The 16,231-nt window shown below is 69.1% G+C and carries 21 protein-coding genes; 6 read left to right on the forward strand and 15 right to left on the reverse strand.

Annotated elements, in window-relative coordinates:
- Nucleotides 1-17: 17 nt before the first annotated feature.
- From LCF40_RS02410 to LCF40_RS02445, 8 genes are all read right to left on the reverse strand, one after another.
- Nucleotides 18-839 (reverse strand): hypothetical protein, encoded by an 822-nt coding sequence (locus LCF40_RS02410; protein ID WP_224827207.1) that lies wholly within the window; start codon nt 837-839, stop codon nt 18-20.
- A 48-nt stretch (nt 840-887) separates the two neighbouring features.
- Entirely contained in the window at nt 888-1,697 is an 810-nt protein-coding gene (locus tag LCF40_RS02415; protein WP_224827208.1) for a hypothetical protein, read from the reverse strand.
- Between the two features lie 30 nt (nt 1,698-1,727).
- Nucleotides 1,728-2,081: a hypothetical protein gene (locus LCF40_RS02420; protein WP_114577263.1), complete on the reverse strand. Its 354-nt coding sequence runs from the start codon at nt 2,079-2,081 to the stop codon at nt 1,728-1,730.
- A complete protein-coding gene (locus LCF40_RS02425) occupies nt 2,078-2,941 on the reverse strand; it encodes a hypothetical protein (protein WP_224827209.1) in 864 nt (287 codons plus the stop codon). The genes LCF40_RS02420 and LCF40_RS02425 overlap by 4 nt, the downstream gene beginning before the upstream one ends.
- Nucleotides 2,942-2,996: 55 nt before the next feature.
- Nucleotides 2,997-4,061, reverse strand: a complete 1,065-nt coding sequence (locus LCF40_RS02430) for a DNA-methyltransferase (RefSeq protein WP_224827210.1) — start codon at nt 4,059-4,061, stop codon at nt 2,997-2,999.
- A gap of 144 nt (nt 4,062-4,205) precedes the next feature.
- Nucleotides 4,206-4,787: a hypothetical protein gene (locus LCF40_RS02435; protein ID WP_224827211.1), complete on the reverse strand. Its 582-nt coding sequence runs from the start codon at nt 4,785-4,787 to the stop codon at nt 4,206-4,208.
- 171 nt (nt 4,788-4,958) lie between these two features.
- Nucleotides 4,959-5,558, reverse strand: a complete 600-nt coding sequence (locus tag LCF40_RS02440) for a YIP1 family protein (protein ID WP_224827212.1) — start codon at nt 5,556-5,558, stop codon at nt 4,959-4,961.
- 127 nt (nt 5,559-5,685) lie between these two features.
- Nucleotides 5,686-6,324: an NADPH-dependent FMN reductase gene (locus LCF40_RS02445; RefSeq protein ID WP_224827213.1), complete on the reverse strand. Its 639-nt coding sequence runs from the start codon at nt 6,322-6,324 to the stop codon at nt 5,686-5,688.
- Between the two features lie 122 nt (nt 6,325-6,446).
- Between LCF40_RS02445 and LCF40_RS02450 the strand changes: the two genes are divergently transcribed.
- Nucleotides 6,447-6,665, forward strand: coding sequence for a hypothetical protein (locus LCF40_RS02450; RefSeq protein WP_114575867.1), 219 nt, complete (start codon nt 6,447-6,449; stop codon nt 6,663-6,665).
- Between the two features lie 29 nt (nt 6,666-6,694).
- Here LCF40_RS02450 and LCF40_RS02455 read toward each other — a convergent pair whose 3' ends face one another.
- The gene (locus LCF40_RS02455; protein ID WP_224827214.1) at nt 6,695-7,633 is read right to left on the reverse strand and encodes an HhH-GPD family protein; all 939 of its coding nucleotides are present in this window, start codon (nt 7,631-7,633) and stop codon (nt 6,695-6,697) included.
- 89 nt (nt 7,634-7,722) lie between these two features.
- Between LCF40_RS02455 and LCF40_RS02460 the strand changes: the two genes are divergently transcribed.
- Nucleotides 7,723-8,046, forward strand: coding sequence for a ribbon-helix-helix protein (locus LCF40_RS02460; RefSeq protein WP_224827215.1), 324 nt, complete (start codon nt 7,723-7,725; stop codon nt 8,044-8,046).
- On the opposite strand, the gene LCF40_RS02465 is transcribed toward LCF40_RS02460, so the two are convergent.
- From LCF40_RS02465 to LCF40_RS02480, 4 genes are read right to left on the reverse strand one after another with little or no spacing between them, the layout of a single operon-like run.
- On the reverse strand, nt 8,043-8,732 hold the full coding sequence (locus LCF40_RS02465; RefSeq protein ID WP_224827216.1) for a helix-turn-helix domain-containing protein: 690 nt from the start codon (nt 8,730-8,732) through the stop codon (nt 8,043-8,045). The genes LCF40_RS02460 and LCF40_RS02465 overlap by 4 nt on opposite strands.
- A 50-nt stretch (nt 8,733-8,782) precedes the next feature.
- Nucleotides 8,783-9,820 (reverse strand): dipeptide epimerase, encoded by a 1,038-nt coding sequence (locus LCF40_RS02470; protein WP_224827217.1) that lies wholly within the window; start codon nt 9,818-9,820, stop codon nt 8,783-8,785.
- A complete protein-coding gene (locus LCF40_RS02475; protein ID WP_224827218.1) occupies nt 9,817-10,830 on the reverse strand; it encodes an N-acetyltransferase DgcN family protein in 1,014 nt (337 codons plus the stop codon). The genes LCF40_RS02470 and LCF40_RS02475 overlap by 4 nt, the downstream gene beginning before the upstream one ends.
- Nucleotides 10,831-10,872: 42 nt before the next feature.
- Nucleotides 10,873-11,211 carry a DUF5802 family protein gene (locus LCF40_RS02480; protein WP_114575861.1) on the reverse strand — a complete coding sequence of 113 codons (339 nt, stop codon included), beginning with the start codon at nt 11,209-11,211 and terminating at the stop codon, nt 10,873-10,875.
- A 275-nt stretch (nt 11,212-11,486) separates the two neighbouring features.
- Here LCF40_RS02480 and LCF40_RS02485 point away from each other — a divergent pair, with 275 nt between their 5' ends.
- Entirely contained in the window at nt 11,487-12,041 is a 555-nt protein-coding gene (locus LCF40_RS02485; protein WP_114575860.1) for a hypothetical protein, read from the forward strand.
- A 61-nt stretch (nt 12,042-12,102) separates the two neighbouring features.
- The gene (locus LCF40_RS02490) at nt 12,103-12,789 is read left to right on the forward strand and encodes an ArsR/SmtB family transcription factor (protein ID WP_224827219.1); all 687 of its coding nucleotides are present in this window, start codon (nt 12,103-12,105) and stop codon (nt 12,787-12,789) included.
- A 10-nt stretch (nt 12,790-12,799) separates the two neighbouring features.
- Here the strand turns inward: LCF40_RS02490 and thiE are convergent, their stop codons facing one another.
- Both thiE and LCF40_RS02500 read right to left on the reverse strand, forming a co-directional pair.
- Nucleotides 12,800-13,441 carry a thiamine phosphate synthase gene (gene thiE / locus LCF40_RS02495; RefSeq protein ID WP_224827220.1) on the reverse strand — a complete coding sequence of 214 codons (642 nt, stop codon included), beginning with the start codon at nt 13,439-13,441 and terminating at the stop codon, nt 12,800-12,802.
- Between the two features lie 22 nt (nt 13,442-13,463).
- Complete coding sequence (locus tag LCF40_RS02500; RefSeq protein ID WP_114575857.1) at nt 13,464-13,895, reverse strand: hypothetical protein; 432 nt, start codon at nt 13,893-13,895, stop codon at nt 13,464-13,466.
- Between the two features lie 93 nt (nt 13,896-13,988).
- Between LCF40_RS02500 and gatD the strand changes: the two genes are divergently transcribed.
- Nucleotides 13,989-15,236 (forward strand): Glu-tRNA(Gln) amidotransferase subunit GatD, encoded by a 1,248-nt coding sequence (gatD, locus tag LCF40_RS02505; protein WP_224827221.1) that lies wholly within the window; start codon nt 13,989-13,991, stop codon nt 15,234-15,236.
- Nucleotides 15,233-16,141, forward strand: coding sequence for a GNAT family N-acetyltransferase (locus tag LCF40_RS02510; RefSeq protein WP_224827222.1), 909 nt, complete (start codon nt 15,233-15,235; stop codon nt 16,139-16,141). The genes gatD and LCF40_RS02510 overlap by 4 nt, the downstream gene beginning before the upstream one ends.
- Nucleotides 16,142-16,231: the final 90 nt, after the last annotated feature.

The raw sequence follows: 16,231 nt of genomic DNA on the forward strand, positions 1-16,231 counted from the left end.
AAATGCCGGCGCCCGCGTCAGCGATCGGGCATCGTCGAGTGTCGCGTCGACGCCCCCATGTCCGCCCGCCTCGACGGCGAGGGCGCCATCGTCGAGTGCATCGTTCCCCGGGAACGGGGCCGTGAGTCCGAGCCGAGGGGGGTGTCCTCACCCTCCTTTTGCTCGCTCCCGTCGTCGGCCTCGCCTGCCTCTTCCTCGTCGGTGTCCTCCTCGTCCGTCTCGTCGCCCTCCCTGAGTTCGTCGAGGCGTTCCCGTGCCTCGTCGAGTTCGTCGCCGAACCCCTCGAGCTTCGAGCGCATCGCCGACTCGAGCTCCGCCTCGACGAACCCTTCTTCGTCGCCCTCTCCACCGCCGACGGCGTCCCCGACCGCCTCGGCCGCCGACTCCGCGAGCGACTCCTCGGCTTCGTCTTCCCCGTCGGTCTCCTCGCTCTCGCCGTCCGTCTCGTCCTCCCCGAGGGCCCCGATCCGTTCCTCGACTGCCTCCTGGAGCTCCCCGACCTCCGTGGGGAGTTCCTCGTCGTCGGCCTCGGCGACCTTCGCGAGTTTCACCAGCACCCGGAGGTCGCCGATCTGCTCCTCGCGTCCCTGGGCGATCGCCTCGAGCAGGGAGTCGGGTTCGGTGCCGTCCTCGAGCTCGTCGAGCCCGAGCGCCTCGAGGAGGGCGTCGGCGTCCTCGGCTTCGATCAGCTCGTTTGCCTCCTCGGCGATCCCGCCGAGGCCGCTCGCGTCGAGTTCGCCGGGGAGGTCCTCGCTTCCCTCGGGCGCTCCGAGCCCGTCGATCGCGTCCTCGGTCTCCTCTAACAACCGGTTCGCTCGGTCGGCGATCGAGTCGCTCATTGGATCCGTTTGGGTGGGACGGGGTATCAGGTTGGCGCTCGTCCGGCGCTACTCCTCGCTTTCGCTTACCGTCTCGATGATCTCCTCGGTCATCTCCTCGCGGCTCAGGTTCGCCTTCACGTCGATATCCTTGGCGACCGACTGGAGGTCCCGGTAGGACATCACCTCGAGGAAGTCCTCCAGGGTCTCGCGTCTGAGTCCCTCGAGGTCTTCGGGCGCGGGCGTCCCGTCGCCCTCGGCGAGGAGGTCGGGCGTGGCCTCGTCGGCTTTCTCGGTGAGGCCCCCGCTCTCGTCGTCGCCCTCCTCGTCGCCGTCCTCGGCTTCCTCCGTCTCCTCGCCCTCTTCGTCTTCTCGGGCTTCCTCGTCACCGTCGCTCTCCTCGTTGGCGATATCCGGCGTCGCCTCCTCGACCTCGTCGGTCGCTTCCTCGATGGCGCCGTCGACGGCGTCTCCGGCACTCTCCTCGGGGATCGCCGCCCGGACCCCGTCGCCGAGCTCCTCGCTGCCGATCGCCTCGGCCGCGGAGGCGATCGCCTCCCGGCTCGCCAGCCGGGAGACGACGCCGACGATCGCCTCGCGGATCGCGGTTTTGACCTCGCCTGCGATCTCTCCGAACTCCGCGCCCCGCTCTAACCCGGAGTCGATCGTCTCGTGGACCTCCCCGCCGATCGCCTCGCCGAACTCGCGGCCGGCTCGGGCGCCGAACTCGCGGCCGACGGAGGCGCCGAGCGCCCCGGCGTCGACCTGGTCCTTGATCGAGCCGCCGCCCAGCAGCTCGCTCGCGTCCAGTTGCTCGGTCACCTCGTCGGTGACGATCTCGGCGAGGTCGAAGCCGCCGTCGCCCTCGTCGTCGCTCATTGGTCCCACCTCGCGAGAGAGGCGGGAGGGCTACTCGTCGCCCCCCTCATCGCTTCCCTCCTCGTCGTCCTCGCTTTCCGATTCCTCGCCGTCCTCGCTTTCGCCGTCGCTGCCCTCGCTCTCCTCGCTCCCGTCGGACTCCGCCTCGTCACCGTCGTCGTCCGCGAGGAACTCCTCGACCAGCCTGTCGCCGACGGTCCGCCCGACCGCCTCGCCGATCACGCGCCCGAGGGACTCGCCGATCAGGCGGCCGATCGCCGCGCCGGTGTTCTCGGCGTCGTCGAGTTCGCCCTCCCACTGGGTGCCCTCGAGAAGCTCCGCGACGTCGATCGACTCGGCGAGGCGCTCGTAGTCGATCCGGTCGGTGATCGATTCCTCGCTCATTCGCCGTCCTCCTCGTTTCCCTCGTCCTCTTCGCTTCCGTCGGATTCCTCGTTGCTCTCCTCACTTTCCTCGTCCTCGTCGTCACCGAGGGGGCCCGCGTCGGACAACCCGGAGCTCCCGTCGCCGAGCAACTGGTTGACGAGTTCGCGGGCGAGCTGGCCGACGAACTCCTCGATCGGGAGCTCGCTCAGGACGTTCGCCGCGCTCTCGCGGGCCGAGCTTGCCGCCCCCGAGAGGGGTCCCTCACCCTCTTCGCCCTCCTCGTCCTCGCCACCGCCCAGCAGGCCGCCGAGGCCGCCACCGAGCAGGTCGCCGAGACCGCCATCGAGGAGGTCACCGAGGCCGCCGTCGCCGAGCCCCGCGACCGCCGACAGCAGGTTGCCGAGCAGGTTGCCGTCGCCCGGACGCGCCGAGAGATCCAGGTTCACGTCGCCCAGATTGACCTCGAGGCCCAGCAGATCGAGGTAGAGCCCGTCCAGGTCGAGGTGAAGCACGCCGGTCGCGTCCTCGTCCTCGTAGACGTCCTCGGGGCTCTGGTCGTGGCCGCCCTCTCCTTCCTCGCTTCCCTCGCTCTCATCGTCTTCGCTCTCCTCTCCGTCCTCGTTTTCCTCGCTCTCATCGTCTTCGCTCTCCTCTCCGTCCTCGTTTTCCTCGCTCTCATCGTCTTCGCTCTCCTCCCCGTCCGCTTCTTCGCTCTCCTCTTCGTCCTCGTCGGCTTCGGGTTCTCCCTCACCCTCCTCGTCGGCCTCTTCTTCTTCGCCGCCGTCGGTCATCAGTCGCCGGGAGTCGTCGCCGGTCGCCTCGAGGACGTCCCGTGCTCTCTCCTCGTCGGTCTCGTCGGATCGCGTACGATCGGCCATAGACACTCGAACGACGGACGGACGAAGGGTGGTAGTTTGGCTTGCATGTGCGCCGCTACGGCCCCGAGCCGGCGATACCGTCCGGTTCGAACGGCTCGTGGCGGACCCGGTACCCCTCCGGGCTCTCCTCGATCCGGTCGACCTCATAGAACGCGATTCGCTGCTCCATCGCTGTCATCACCGGCACGTCGTAGCGTTCGGCTCGGTACTCGAGGTCCTCCCCGTCGGCCCGCCGCTCGGAAACGAACTCCCGGTGGTCCTCGAGGCGGCGCCGGGCGACCGACCGCGAGAGGTCGGCCACCTCGCCGACGTGCTCCTCGAAGGCGGAGACGAACCCCTCCTCGAGCTCGTAGCCGACCGAGTTCCGCCCGGCACAGATCGCCGCCAGCGTCGTCGTTCCGGTCCCCCAGAAGGGGTCGAGGACGGTGTCGCCGTAGGCGGAGTACATACACAGGAGCCGGTAGGGGATCTCGAGGGGGTAGGCCGCCGAGCGGTCCCGGAGCTCGTCTCCCGAAAGGGACTGCAGGCGCCCCCGGACGTCGCTCCAGAGGTCCGAGAACCACCGGTTTCGCTCCTCCCAGAAGTACGCGGCCTCGTATCGCCGCTCGGCTCCGGGTTCGAACGACCGCGACTCGCCACCGTTGCGAAAGACGAGAACGTGCTCGTGTTCCAGGGTGACGTAGGCGTTCGGGGGGACCATCCCACTGCCCATGAACTTCGCGGCGCTGTTCGTCGGCTTTCGCCAGAGGATATCGGGGAGAGGGTCGAACCCCCGGTCGGCGAACGCCTCGACGATCCGCGCGTGGTTCGGATAGACCCGGAACCGGTCGTCTACGGTGCGGGTCGCGTCGCCGACGTTGATACACGCGATGCCCCCATCGACGAGCACCCGGGAGAGCTCGTCCCAGACGCGGTCCAACTGGGCGTGCATCGCTTCGAACGCCCGCTCGGCCTCGCCCGCCTCGAGAGCCGCCCCAACCGCCGGATCGAGCTCCGAGAAGAGGTCGTCCCAAAGCTCGATCATCGGGTACGGCGGCGACGTGACGACGAGTTCGACCGAGTCGTCGGCGAGCGAGAGGTCGCGTGCGTCGCCGACGCGGACGCGGTGGGTCGTCTCCATTCGTCTCCTCGGTTCGCCGTCCGTCCCTTAGCTCCTTCGTCGCGGCTCGAATGTCCTCTCGGGACGGTCGGCGAAGAACACCGACGAGCCGCCGGCTCGCGGGTCGGCGGTCGCGAAAAAGACGAACTCCGCCCGAAGCGCCGGTTACTCGGCCTCTTCTTCCTCGACTTCGGCCTCTTCCTCGTCGTCGTCGGCCTCCTCCTCATCGTCCTCGTCGTCGTCGGTTCCGAAGTCGTCGTCGAAGTCGCCGCCGAACTCGTCGTCCTCGTCTGCGGTCTCGAACTCCTCGATGGGCTCCCACTCGTCGTCTCCCGACTGGAGCTTGCGCCGGATCAGGGCGACGGCCGCGACGAGGCCGAGGCCGACCAGGATCGGCCGGAGCCGGCTGCCGGAGGGCTCCTCGGCGTCCTCTTCTGCGTCCTCACTCCCCTCGTCCTCGCCGCTTACGACGTCGTCGATCACGTCGGGCTCCTCGAAGTCGTCGATCGGAACGTCCTCGGCGTCGATGTCGACGTCGCGGGCCCCGAGCAGGTAGCCCGCGGCAGCGCCCAGCCCGAGGAGGGCGCCGGCCATCGGGACCGTCCGCGAGGGGTCTTTCTTCCCCTCGCCCGCCTCGTCGATGGCGTCGAGGATCGGCTCGCGCATCGGGGTCTCCAGGCCGACGGTCACGGCTTCTTTGACGACACGTTCCGCGAGGGGTTGTGCTTCGTCTTCGTCTGCGGGCATGTCTCACCAGAGAACGTCCCCACTGATAGGTCTGTCCAATATTGATATCGTGTCTTTTCGAAGCGTAAAATTCCTTGGCGGCGCGCTGACGCCCTCTCGGCGGCGGTTCGATGTGGGTCGTCGTTCGTCGAGAGCGGGTTCGACGCCCTTCGCTGGCGCGGTGGTCCCGGCCTATAGAGCGACCCCGATCCCGAGGTCGCCGGCCGCCGCGAACCCCCGGAAGCCGTAGCCAAAGAGGAGCGTCGCCGGGATCGCCCCCGCCAGCGCCGCCCGTATGCGGGAGGTGTCGTGGATGACGACGAGCCCGAGGACGAGAAGCGCCGCACCCCACGTCGTACAGAGGAGCCGAAGCGCGGGCACCGGGACCCCCGCGAGCGCACAGGGCGCGGCCGCGTAGCCGATCACCTGCACGGTCTGGCTGATCCCCGCCCGATCGGGGACGAGGACCATCAGACAGAGCGTCTGGATCGCCGCGATGGCGTGGAGAGCGAGGGGAGCGACCAGCAGGACCACCAGTCCGAGCCAGAACGCCGCGGCCAGCGCCGGGGCGACCCCGAGATCTGGATAGGCTCCCGGCTCCAGGGCGTAGCGGGTCGCCTCCGCACAGAAGACGACGACCACGAAGAAGACGAGTCCGGGCGCCTGATCGCCCGGGGCGACCCCGGCCTCGAAGAACCGCCGCGGGCGAACGAGCACCTCGAGCCAGGCGCGCGCGATCGCCCGTGGACCCCGCTCCCGGCCGCCCTCGGGCTCCTCGATCCAGGTCGTCATTCGTGGCGAACTCGGGATGGCGGCCTCAAGCGTCTGCCGATTCGGGTTCATACTACGGCGATACGTCTTTCAAGGTTCTCGGCGCCCCGTATTGCCGAGAATCTTCACGTAGTTACAGCCAGCAGTATCACCTCCCGCGGGCGCCGACGTTCTGCTCGCTCTCGAAGGAGTCCGGGTCGGGCTCGATCCGGGCGTACTGGACGGCGTGGCGGCCGAGCGTCGCGACGCGCTCTTCTAACTTCTCGTCTACGAACTCGCCGTCCTCGAAGGCGGTCCGGGCCGTCGGGATCGCGGCCTGATGGGGGATCACCCAGGCGTTCAGCGACCGACAGACCGACCGCAGATGTTCGAGGGTCGTCACCGGAAACGAGCCGCCGGCGACCGCCAGCAGCCCCACGGTCTTGTCCTCGAACTCGTCGAACCCACAGTAGTCCAGTGCGGTCTTCAGCGGTGAGGAATAGGAGCCGTGGTACATCGGCGACCCGAGCAGGATCGCGTCCGCATCCCGAAGCCGGGCGGCGACCTCCCCGGCGTCCCCGGCCTCCGAGCGATCGACGTCGGCGTCGAACGTCGGCACCTCGAGCTCCCGGAGGTCAATGAAGTCGGTCTCGGCGCCGCCACGGCCGGCTTCCTCCAGGGCTCGCGAGAGCGCGAGGGCGGTGTAGCTCTCCTCCCGTAAACTGCCACAGAGGCCGGCGACCCGGATCGGCTCCTCGCCGCCGTCGGCTTCGACGCGGGTCCGTCCCTCCGACTGCGTCGGGTTCATGCTCCCTTCGTTGGCGGGCCGGGCCAAAAGGATACTGTCGGCGCCCAGGCGCCCTCGTTTCTCGGCCGACGCGTGGCGTCCAAAAATCTATATTTTTGATACGTGGGCGCGATGGCCGTCTCATGTCGGCCGCTCGCTCTGAGGAGGGGATCCCGCCCCGGTACGGGATCGGCACGTTCCTCGTCGTGCTCGTAGCCCTCGCGTGCGCGGTCCTGGTCGGCCAGTCGTTTCTCCGGCTCCGGACCGTCCTCGCGGTCGCCGCCCTCGGTCTCCTCTCGGTCGTGGTCTCCCTGTTCTACAGGTTGGTGGTCGCAGTCGAGCGGATCGCGTACGAACCGTAATTCCCCCGCTCTCCCTTCGAGGGTCCGATCTACCGCCGGAGGCGCGCGACCGTCCCACCCTCCCGGTTCTCGATCTCGACCAGTTCGTCCTCCGAGAGGTCCGCCAGGATCCCCTGCAGCCATTCCTTGCCGTATTCGCCCTCCGGCGCGTAGTCGATCCGGATCCGGTGGCCGAGGTCGTCGATCGGGAGATCGTCGTACTCTCGGAGCGTCGAGAGCACCCGTCCGCGGAACTGCCGGCGGCTCCCCTCGAACGCCGGCTGGGTGGGGACGTCCGGCGCCGTAAAGTCACCGGTCGCGTAGGCGTCACACCATCGGCGCCAGGGACAGCCCGACTCCTCGCAGCGGGGGGTCTGGGTGCAGGCCACGCCGCCGAGTTCCATGATCGCGTTGTTCCAGACCTGCGACTCGCCCTCGGGCATCAGTTCGGACGCGGCGTCCTCGAAGGCGGCGTCGTCGTCGGGCACCGAGAACGCCCGATAGAGCACCCGCTTGACGTTCGTATCGACGACGGCGTCGCCGTTGTCGAACGCGAAACTCGCGACGGCGTTGCCGGTGTAGGGCCCGACGCCCATGAGTTCCTGCAGGCCGTCCGGACTCCTGGGAAACTCCCCTCCGAACTCCTCTTCTACCTGTCGGGCGGCCTCGTGGAGGTACTTCGCGCGGTTGTTGTACCCCAGGCTGTGATCGGTCCAGAACCCCACGACGGCGGATCGGTCGGCGGCCGCCAACTCCGCCGTGGTGGGCCACCGCTCTATGAACTCCGCCCAGGCCTCCTCGACCCGGCCGATCTGGGTCTGCTGGCTCATCACCTCGCTGACGAGGATCGCGTAGGGGTCGTCCGTCTCCCGCCAGGGGAACTCGCGGTGGTCTGCCTCGTACCACTCGATCAGGGCAGTTCGGACCGCCTCGCGATCGACGTCGGCGAACGGCTCGGGCTCCCCCGCCGCATCCGTACCCTCGCTCATCGCTCGCCCTAACGAACCCCGCCGTTTACCGCTACCGGTTCGGCCGGCGGCGACGAAAGGCCTATACTCCGGGCTCGTCACCCCTCCCTATGAGCTTAGAGGAGTTGAACGACGACGTCTCTACCACCTACTCCGATCTCGGCGACGAACTCTCGATATCGCTCGACCGCGAGACCAGAAACGAACTCGCCCTCCTCTCGTCGGCCCTGGGACCCGACGAGAGCGACGAACTCGTCCGGCGGGCGATCCACATGCTGTTCCAGTCGGCCGTCGAGACCGGGAACCTCGACTTTCACCTCCGGTCGGGCTACGACGTCACCTACGACGAGTACCTCTCGGGGATGACCTACGAGGAGATGACCGGCGGCGACCAGTATCCCGCGATGGACGACGAACGGCGCTACCAGTTCTAGGCTTCCCGCTTCTCGCGCTCGTTCTCGGTGCCGTCTTCGCGCCCGATGACGACGGTGTTCTCGACTAACGCCTCGTGGCCCCGCCGGAGGCGTTCGGACAGCGCCTGGTGGGAGACGTCCATTTCCTCGGCGAGTTCGGTCATCGAGGTGTCCCTAGGGATCTCGTAATACCCTCTCTCGAAGGCCGAAAGCAGGGTGTCCTGCTGGCTGTCGGTCAGGCCGAAGCGGCCCTTTCGGCCGTCATCGACGTTGTAGATCGTGTAGATGTCCATCCGCAGGCCCTGGTCCTCGCAGTAGTCGTGGGTCCGCGAGAGGGCGTCCCGGGTCGGAAACAGGATGCGGAGCGTCCAGTCGTCGCCGTTGCCCTGTGCGGAAAGGATCGCCCCGTCCTCCTCGACCAGGATCTGCACCAGGGTGTCGATCTGATCGACCCACTCCATCCGGTACAGTCGTTCTTCCTCCAGATCAGCGAGCCGGTCGAACTCCTCGACGCTGTCGTCGTCTTCCAGTACGGACTCGATCTCGCCGACGCTCGGCCCGTCGATCCAGACGTAGGGCATGACGTGATCCGTGTCGTGAGCGACGACCCGCTCGATCTCGTACTGGAGGTCCTCGAACCGCGCTGCGGTCTGGCTCAGTGCGAACTCCTCGGCTGCCAGTCCGATCTCGACGACCGTTCCTCCCATGGCCGGGGCGTCGGCTTGCGTGCGTAAGTACCCTGCTCTTTCCGATCGTCTCACCGCGGCCGGACGCCCGTTCCCGGCCGCTCCGCCTCGAGGTCGATCCGTCCGCCCTCCATCGGGACCCCCTCGTATGGGTCGTCGGCGAGCAGCAGGGAGCCGTCGAGGTCGGCATAGTCCAGCAGGGGTGCGAGCTGACACGCCGCCGCGATCGAGGCGTTCGACTCGGTCATACAGCCGGCCATTACTTCGAGCCCGTGGGCGCGGGCGGCGTGAATCATCCGGAACGCCTCCCGGAGCCCGCCACACTTCATCAGCTTGATGTTCGCGACGTCGCATCGCCCCGCGACCCGCGGAACGTCGGCGAGGGTGACACAGGACTCGTCGGCGGCGATCGGTAGCGCCGACCGCTCGTAGACGAAGCGGAGGCCCTCGGGGTCTTCGGCCGGAACGGGCTGTTCGACGAACGCGACGTCTTCGTCCGCGAGCCGGTCGATCTTCCGGACGGCCTCCCGGGGAGTCCAGGCCTCGTTTGCGTCCACGGTGAGGGTCGCGTCGGGAGCGACGTCCCGGACCGTCCGGACGATCTCCCCGTCGCGGTCGGTGCCGAGTTTGACTTTCAACCTGCCGTGGCCCCGCTCGATGGCGGTCTCGGCTTTCTCGCGCATCCGCTCGGCGTCGTCGATCCCGATGGTGTAGGAGGTCTCGACGGTCTCCGTCGGGTCGAGTCCCCAGTAGCGATGGAGCGGGAGGTCGAGGCGCTTTGCGACGAGGTCGTGGCAGGCGATGCTCACCGCACAGCGGGCCGCGGGATTCCCCGCAACGGTCTCGCGCATCCGGCGTTCGATCCGCGCGAGTTGGTGGGGATCGCCGACGTCCTCGACGGCCGCGAGCAGGTCGGGGAGCACCGCCGCGACGGTGGCGACGGTCTCGCCGTAGTGAGTCGAGGGGGCGCCGGCACCGATCCCTACCGTCCCGTCCCCGTCGGTGATCCGGACGACGACGGTCTCCGCGGTCGTCTGGGTCCCCCGGGCGATCGTAAAGGGGTACTCGAGCGGGAGGGCCACTCGCTCGAACTCCGTCTCGAGGCTCACAGCACCGCCTCCAGCAGGTCGGCGGCGTCCCGGCGGATGGGGTCGGTCGCTGGGGCGTCGAGTTCGGCCTCGTAGGCCGCGATGGCCTCGCCGGCCGCGCCCTCCTCGAGGCCGGCGGTGTTCAGCGTGCCGGCGACGACGGGGGCCGGCGCGACGGGGGCGGCGAGCGATTCGTAGAGATCCACGTACTCCGATATCGGCGGAAGCTCGAATGATTCGTAGCCGTGGATCGCTTCCCGGCCGGCCTCGTGACAGAGCACCAGCAGATCGGGCGCGGCGCCGTGGAGGATGCCACAGGTGACCGCCGAATAGGCGGGGTGGACGATGCTGCCCTGGCCCTCGACGAAGAGGTAGTCGTACTCCCCGCCTCGCTCGACGACCATCTCTTCGACGGCGCCCGCGGTGAAGTCGCTGACGACGCGGTCGACCGGATTCCCCCAGCCCTCGATCATGATCCCGGTCTGGCCGGTCGGGATCACGCAGGCGTCGTGGCCCGCCTCCCGGGCGGCGCGGGCGAGTTCCATCGTGGCCGTCATCTTCCCGACCGAGCAGTCGGTACCGACCGTCAGAACGACCTCGGCGTCGACCTCGCCCGCGATCCCCTCCGCGACCGAGAGGTCCTCGGGGGGTTTGCGGACGTCCCACAGGTCGGCGCCGTACTCCGCGGCGAGGGCCGCGAACTCCTCGTCGTCGGCGAGGAAGTAGTGGAGCCCGGAGATCACGTCACAGCCCCGCTCGAGGGCGGCGCGGACGTCCCCGCGCCAGCTCTCCTCGAACCCGCCGCCGATCGGCGAGATCCCGATCAGGAGGGCGTCGGCCGCGGGGACCTCGTCCATGCCCGCGACGATCGGGGCGTCCCGTACGTCGCCCGCCAGGTGGTCTTTGACCCGCTCGCCCGCCCGGTCGCGGTCGATGACGGCGACGACGTTCCGGTCGCCGTAGCGGAGCACTCCGGTGGCGGTCTTCGCCAGGTCGGGGAACTTCTCGTGTGCGAGGATCGCGACGTCCATGGCGGGCTATCGTCGGTTCCCGGGGTAAACGTAGCGGTCGGATCAGCCGGCGCCGTAGGCCACGAGCTGTCGGGCCCGCTCGCGCCGCGCGAGCAGGACCTCCCGGAGCTGTGGGGGATTTCTGATCCGCGAGTCCTCGAGGAGCGCCTCGGGGATCTCGAGGGTGTTCGCCGGGACGGCCTCGTCCCCGTGGACCCGGAAGTGGGTCGCGTCGAGTTTCATCACGACCGGGGTGTCGAGGGGCTCGACGCCCTCGCCGGTCGCGTACAGCTCCCGGTTGACGCGTTCGTGCTGGCCGTCGTCCATCAGGACGCGGTCGCCGTCGGTCGGCGTCACGTAGAGACGGCCGAGATAGTAGCCTCCCGAAAAGGCCTCGAACATGATATCAGTACCCATGGGTCGAAGTAACATAACAGTTGGCCGGACGAGTTAAGCCCGAGCGCTATCAGCGTCCTTTCGGCCGCCACCGCCGCCGGCCCCGGTTCGACGACTGCTACTCGCCGTCCCGCCTGCCGTCAGCCGCCGAACGCGTCTCAAACGGTCGGGCGACACAACGGTCGTGAACGGTTCGAACGGAGCGAAAGGGGCGACTGAGACGGGTAAACGATCCGAACGGAACTCCGGGTTTTTTACATTGGGCGACATGATCGCGACCGATGACCACGATCCGCTCCGCTCTTCTCGTCTTGGCCGTCCTGAGCGTGGTCGTCGCCAGTGCGGGTTCGATCGCCGTCGCCGACGGTGACGACGGGACCGACGAGCCGGCCGGCGCCGAGCGCCCGATGGGAACCGAACTCTCGACGTTCCTGCAGTCGAGTACGGCCGACGCCGGCGCGGCGGTCACGACCGGCATGTTCCTCGCCGGCTACGAGAACGGCGACGCCGACCGCCGCGAGGCCGCCGTCGCCGAACGAACGGCCGAACTCGAGGCGAAGCTCTCGACGCTCCGGGACGAACACGACCGGCTCTCCGATCGCACCAACGCCTCCTCGATCGCCGACCGGCCCGAGGCCGCCTCGCTCGCCTACACCGCGCAGTTGACCCGCCTCGAGGCCGAAATCGAGACCCTCGAGCGAGCGATCGACGAGCTCGCGCCCCGGGCCGACGAGGTCGGCATCGAAAGCGAGAGCGTCGCGGAGCTTCGGACGGGGGCGGCGGAGTTGGCCGAGTCGAACCGTACGGACGCCGGGATCGCGACTGGAACGTCCTGATTCCTGTCGGATCGCTGTCGGTCAGACACCCTTTTGAGCGCCCGGCTCCTACCGTCCACCGATGGACTCTGCGGCGCTTCTGGACCTTCTGGGCAACGAGAACCGCCGCCGGATCCTCCGACTGCTAGCGCACAAACCCTGTTATGTCACCGAGATATCCGATTACCTCGGCGTGAGCCCGAAGGCGGTGATCGAACACCTCCGGAAGCTAGAGGAGGCAGGGTTAGTCGAGAGCCGCACCGACGACCAGCGCCGCAAATATTTCCACATCGCCCGCAACGTCCGCCTCGAGGTCAGCGTCTCGCCGTACGGCTTCGGCGCGAAAAGCGCCTACCCATCGAACAACAGCTTCGACATTACCACCTGTCGGCACCTCTCGCTGGACGTCTCCTACGACGATTCGAGCGAACTCGACGAACTCCTCCGGGCCCTGGAGGACCTAGAGGGGCTCGAAAACGAGCTTTCGCTGGCCCAGCGGTGGGTCCAGGGCCGGCTCTGTGACGTCCTCGATCGCATCTCCGAGCACGTCGGCACCGGACCCGAGAGCCGGATCTATGCCGACGTGCTCGCGAGCATCCGCGAGGAGCCAAAGGGAGTGGGAACGCTCAGCGACCAGGTCGACGCCCCGCGGGAGGTCATCGGCGAGCTCCTCGAGGAGATGGCCGACGAGGGGATCGTCCGGCGCTCGGAGCGGGGCTGGGAGCTGGCGACCGGCGAGGCGGAAGCCGAGACCCCCCCGACCGACTGATCGTCATCGGTCACTCGCTTTCGATTGCCGCCCGAAGCCCCCGTGTCGCGCCCTCGGGATCCGAGCTGGCGGCGATGGCGCCGACGACGGCGACGCCGGCGGCGCCGGCCTCGACGACGCTCCCGGCGTTGTCGGCCGTGATCCCGCCGATCCCGACGACGGGGATCGACGTCGCCTCCGCGATCGCCGCGATCCGTTCGGGGCCGATCCCGTCCTTGCGGTCGGCGACGTCCTTCGAGTCGGTGCCGTAGACCGCGCCGACGCCGAGGTAGTCCGCGCCCGCCTCCTCCGCGCGCCTCGCTTCCGGGGCCGTCGAGGCCGAACAACCGACGATCCGGTCGGGGCCGACCAGCTCGCGGGCGACGGGGACGGGGAGGTCCGACTGGCCGACGTGGACGCCGTCGGCGTCGATCGCCCGCGCGAGGTCAGCACGGTCGTTGACGATCAGGGGGACGTCCGCCTCGCGAGTGAGCTCCCGGAGCTGCCGGCCGAGTTCGTAGCGGTCGACGGCCGCCGTCCCCTTCTCGCGGAGCTGGACGGCGTCGATGCCGCCGGAGAGCGCGCGGCGGACGACCTCCGGCGTGGAGCGATCCGAGACCGATTCCTGGGTGACGAGGTAGGTCGTCCAGGTGTCGGGTGGTGTCTGCGTCATGACTGTGGGGTCGGCGGTCGGCCTACGACCCTCCGATTCCCAGCCGGGAGCGAGCGAGCCGCCCGAGGTAGTAGCCGGTGAGACAGACCATGAGGCCCGTCGAGAACCCGACGGCGGCCATCGATTCGCCCGACCCGGCGGCCAGTAAGGCGTGGTTGAACAGCGCCGAGATGCCGCCGATGGCGATCCCGGCGGTCACGACCTCCGCGTACAGGCGCCGCGGGGCGAGGGCGCCGATCGTTACCGCGACCGCGGCCAGCCCGGTGAGCCGTCCGGCCGGGAGCGTCATTCCCCCGAGGAGGATGCCCGCGCCGACCGCGAGGGCGATCCCGACGGTCGCACGCAGCGAGAAGTAGCTCTCTGCCCCCGGCATCGAGGGCATCGCGGACAGCGACGCGAGCCAGGACTCGCCGTCCGAACTCCCGCCGGCGGTCGATTCCGTTCGGTCGCTCATGGTGGTGGCGTGGTCGGCGGGCCCTATGGGTCTTTGGCTCGCGGGCGGGGCCGAACGGATGGCTTGAAGTCCGGCGGGCCCGACCCTCCAGGCATGAATCCAGGCGACCGAGTTCGTGCCGACCGCGGGGACCGAACCTACGAGGGGGTGGTGCTTCCCTCCAGCACCGACGCCCACCTCGTCGTCAAACTCGACGGCGGTTACAACGTCGGCATCGACCGGGAGGCCGCGTCGGTCGACGTGCTGGCGGAGGGCGTCCACGATATCGGGGAGGCCCGGGACGCGGAGGGCGAGCGTTCGGCCGTCGAGTTCGACGACGAGCTGCCGACGATCGCGCTGATCTCGACGGGGGGAACGATCGCCTCGACGGTCGATTACCGGACCGGCGCCGTCACCGCCCGCTTCGACGCCGAGGACGTCCTCCGGGCGGTGCCCGACCTGGCGGGCCGGGCGAACTACCGCGGCCGGGTCGTCGCGAACATCCTGAGCGAGAACATGGAGGTCCCGATCTGGCAGGAGCTCGCGAGCGCGGTCTCCGAGGAGATCGAGGCCGGCGCCGACGGCGTCGTCATCATGCACGGCACGGACACGATGCAGTTCTCCGCGTCGGCGCTTTCCTTCATGCTCGAGACGCCGGTCCCGATCGTCTTCACCGGCTCCCAGCGCTCGGCCGACCGCCCGTCCTCGGACAACGTGATGAACGCGGTCTGTGCGGTCGAGGCCGCCAAAGCCGACTGCGCGGAGGTGCTGGTCTGTATGCACGCCACCGGGAGCGACGACCGCTGTGCGCTCCACCGGGGGACCCGCGTCCGGAAGAACCACACGTCGCGCCGGGCGGCCTTCGAGACCGTCGGAAGCGGCCCGCTGGGAACCATCGATTACGACACCGAGGAGGCGGTCTTCCACCGCGATCACCAACGACGAAACGAATCGGAACTCGCCCTCTCGCCCGCACTCGCCGACGACGTCGACCTCCTCAAGTTCACTCCCGGGATGGACCCCGCGCTCCTCGACGCGATGGCGGGGAAGTCGGGAGTCGTCATCGAGGGCACGGGATTGGGTCACGTCCACACCGACCTCATCCCGCGGATCGAGGAACTGGTCGACGACGGGACGACGGTCGTCATGACGAGCCAGTGTCTCGACGGTCGGGTCTGCGATCGGGTCTACGACACCGGCCGAGACCTGCTCGATGCGGGCGTGATCGAGGCCGGCGACACCCTCCCCGGGACGGCGAAGGTCAAGCTGATGTGGGCGTTAGCGAACGCCGACGATCCCGCCGAGGCGATGGAGACCTCGCTTTCGGGCGAACTCCGCCGGCGGTCGACTCCGTGGGCATGAGCGTCTCGGACGTGCGGATCCGTCGGGCGACCCACGACGACTACGACGCCGTCGTCGCGATGGTCGAGGACGTCTGGGCCGATCGGGGCGGCGACTACCTCCCCGAGATCTACCACGACTGGCTCGAGGAGGAGGGCGCAGAGGACACGAAGACATTCGTCGCGGAGGTCGGCGACGACGTCGCGGGGATCGTCCAGGCCGTACTGGTCGGCCCGGAGGAAGCCTGGTTCCAGACGATGCGGGTCGACGCCGACTACCGCAGGCAGGGGATAAGCGGCCGGCTCAACCGCGCCTCCTTCGACTGGGCGCGCGACCGGGGAGCGACCGTCGGTCGGGTCATGATCTTCTCGTGGAACGTCGCCTCGCTCGCCGCCGCGCGCTCGAGCGGGTTCGAGCCGATCACGGAGTTCCGGTGGGCCCACCCGGAGCCCGACCCCGACGCGGCGATCCCCGAGGGGTACGACGTTCTCGAAAAGCCCGCGGCGGCGTGGCGCTACTGGACCGATAGCCCCGCCCGCGAACACCTCCGGGGGCTCGGGCTGGCCCCCGAGGAGAGCTGGGCACTCCGGGAGCTCACCCGCGAGGACCTGACGGAACTGCCGGCGCTCGCGGTCGCCGACGGCGACGGCCTCCGGGGCTCGGCCTACCGGAGCCGGGTCGACGAACGGACCGGCGACGACGGCGAGGTCCGGACCCGGGCGGAGTACGCCGGCGCGGCCTGGGCCGACCTCGAGGGCGCCCGCGCGCTGTTCGGGGCGATCGCCCGGGACGCCGCCGCGGTCGGCGCCAGCGAGGTCCGGGTCTGTCTCCCCGAGACCGCCGAGACGGTGAGCGACGCCGCCTCCGTCGCCGGCGCGGTCAGCGAGGAGCCCGACTTCGTCCTCGGGATCGACCTCACTCGGTAGACGGGACGCGATTCGCTTCGTTCCCACCCTCCTCGGACGGCCCCGATCCATCACTGTTCGGCGTCGCGCTTTTCCGTCCGGCGTCCTCCC

It is taken from the genome of Saliphagus infecundisoli (assembly GCF_020177375.1).
GTDB lineage: Archaea > Halobacteriota > Halobacteria > Halobacteriales > Natrialbaceae > Saliphagus > Saliphagus infecundisoli.

Bases quoted from the DNA above. Each gene is read 5' to 3' on its own strand.
- LCF40_RS02445 (WP_224827213.1), bottom strand. From the start codon at position 6,324: ATGAACCCGACGCAGTCGGAGGGACGGACCCGCGTCGAAGCCGACGGC.
- LCF40_RS02450 (WP_114575867.1), top strand. From the start codon at position 6,447: ATGTCGGCCGCTCGCTCTGAGGAGGGGATCCCGCCCCGGTACGGGATC.
- LCF40_RS02460 (WP_224827215.1), top strand. From the start codon at position 7,723: ATGAGCTTAGAGGAGTTGAACGACGACGTCTCTACCACCTACTCCGAT.
- LCF40_RS02410 (WP_224827207.1), bottom strand. From the start codon at position 839: ATGAGCGACTCGATCGCCGACCGAGCGAACCGGTTGTTAGAGGAGACC.
- LCF40_RS02415 (WP_224827208.1), bottom strand. From the start codon at position 1,697: ATGAGCGACGACGAGGGCGACGGCGGCTTCGACCTCGCCGAGATCGTC.
- gatD (WP_224827221.1), top strand. From the start codon at position 13,989: ATGAATCCAGGCGACCGAGTTCGTGCCGACCGCGGGGACCGAACCTAC.
- LCF40_RS02425 (WP_224827209.1), bottom strand. From the start codon at position 2,941: ATGGCCGATCGTACGCGATCCGACGAGACCGACGAGGAGAGAGCACGG.
- LCF40_RS02510 (WP_224827222.1), top strand. From the start codon at position 15,233: ATGAGCGTCTCGGACGTGCGGATCCGTCGGGCGACCCACGACGACTAC.
- LCF40_RS02455 (WP_224827214.1), bottom strand. From the start codon at position 7,633: ATGAGCGAGGGTACGGATGCGGCGGGGGAGCCCGAGCCGTTCGCCGAC.
- LCF40_RS02500 (WP_114575857.1), bottom strand. From the start codon at position 13,895: ATGAGCGACCGAACGGAATCGACCGCCGGCGGGAGTTCGGACGGCGAG.
- LCF40_RS02420 (WP_114577263.1), bottom strand. From the start codon at position 2,081: ATGAGCGAGGAATCGATCACCGACCGGATCGACTACGAGCGCCTCGCC.
- LCF40_RS02435 (WP_224827211.1), bottom strand. From the start codon at position 4,787: ATGCCCGCAGACGAAGACGAAGCACAACCCCTCGCGGAACGTGTCGTC.
- LCF40_RS02475 (WP_224827218.1), bottom strand. From the start codon at position 10,830: ATGGACGTCGCGATCCTCGCACACGAGAAGTTCCCCGACCTGGCGAAG.
- LCF40_RS02485 (WP_114575860.1), top strand. From the start codon at position 11,487: ATGACCACGATCCGCTCCGCTCTTCTCGTCTTGGCCGTCCTGAGCGTG.
- LCF40_RS02465 (WP_224827216.1), bottom strand. From the start codon at position 8,732: ATGGGAGGAACGGTCGTCGAGATCGGACTGGCAGCCGAGGAGTTCGCA.
- LCF40_RS02480 (WP_114575861.1), bottom strand. From the start codon at position 11,211: ATGTTCGAGGCCTTTTCGGGAGGCTACTATCTCGGCCGTCTCTACGTG.
- LCF40_RS02430 (WP_224827210.1), bottom strand. From the start codon at position 4,061: ATGGAGACGACCCACCGCGTCCGCGTCGGCGACGCACGCGACCTCTCG.
- LCF40_RS02440 (WP_224827212.1), bottom strand. From the start codon at position 5,558: ATGACGACCTGGATCGAGGAGCCCGAGGGCGGCCGGGAGCGGGGTCCA.
- LCF40_RS02490 (WP_224827219.1), top strand. From the start codon at position 12,103: ATGGACTCTGCGGCGCTTCTGGACCTTCTGGGCAACGAGAACCGCCGC.
- thiE (WP_224827220.1), bottom strand. From the start codon at position 13,441: ATGACGCAGACACCACCCGACACCTGGACGACCTACCTCGTCACCCAG.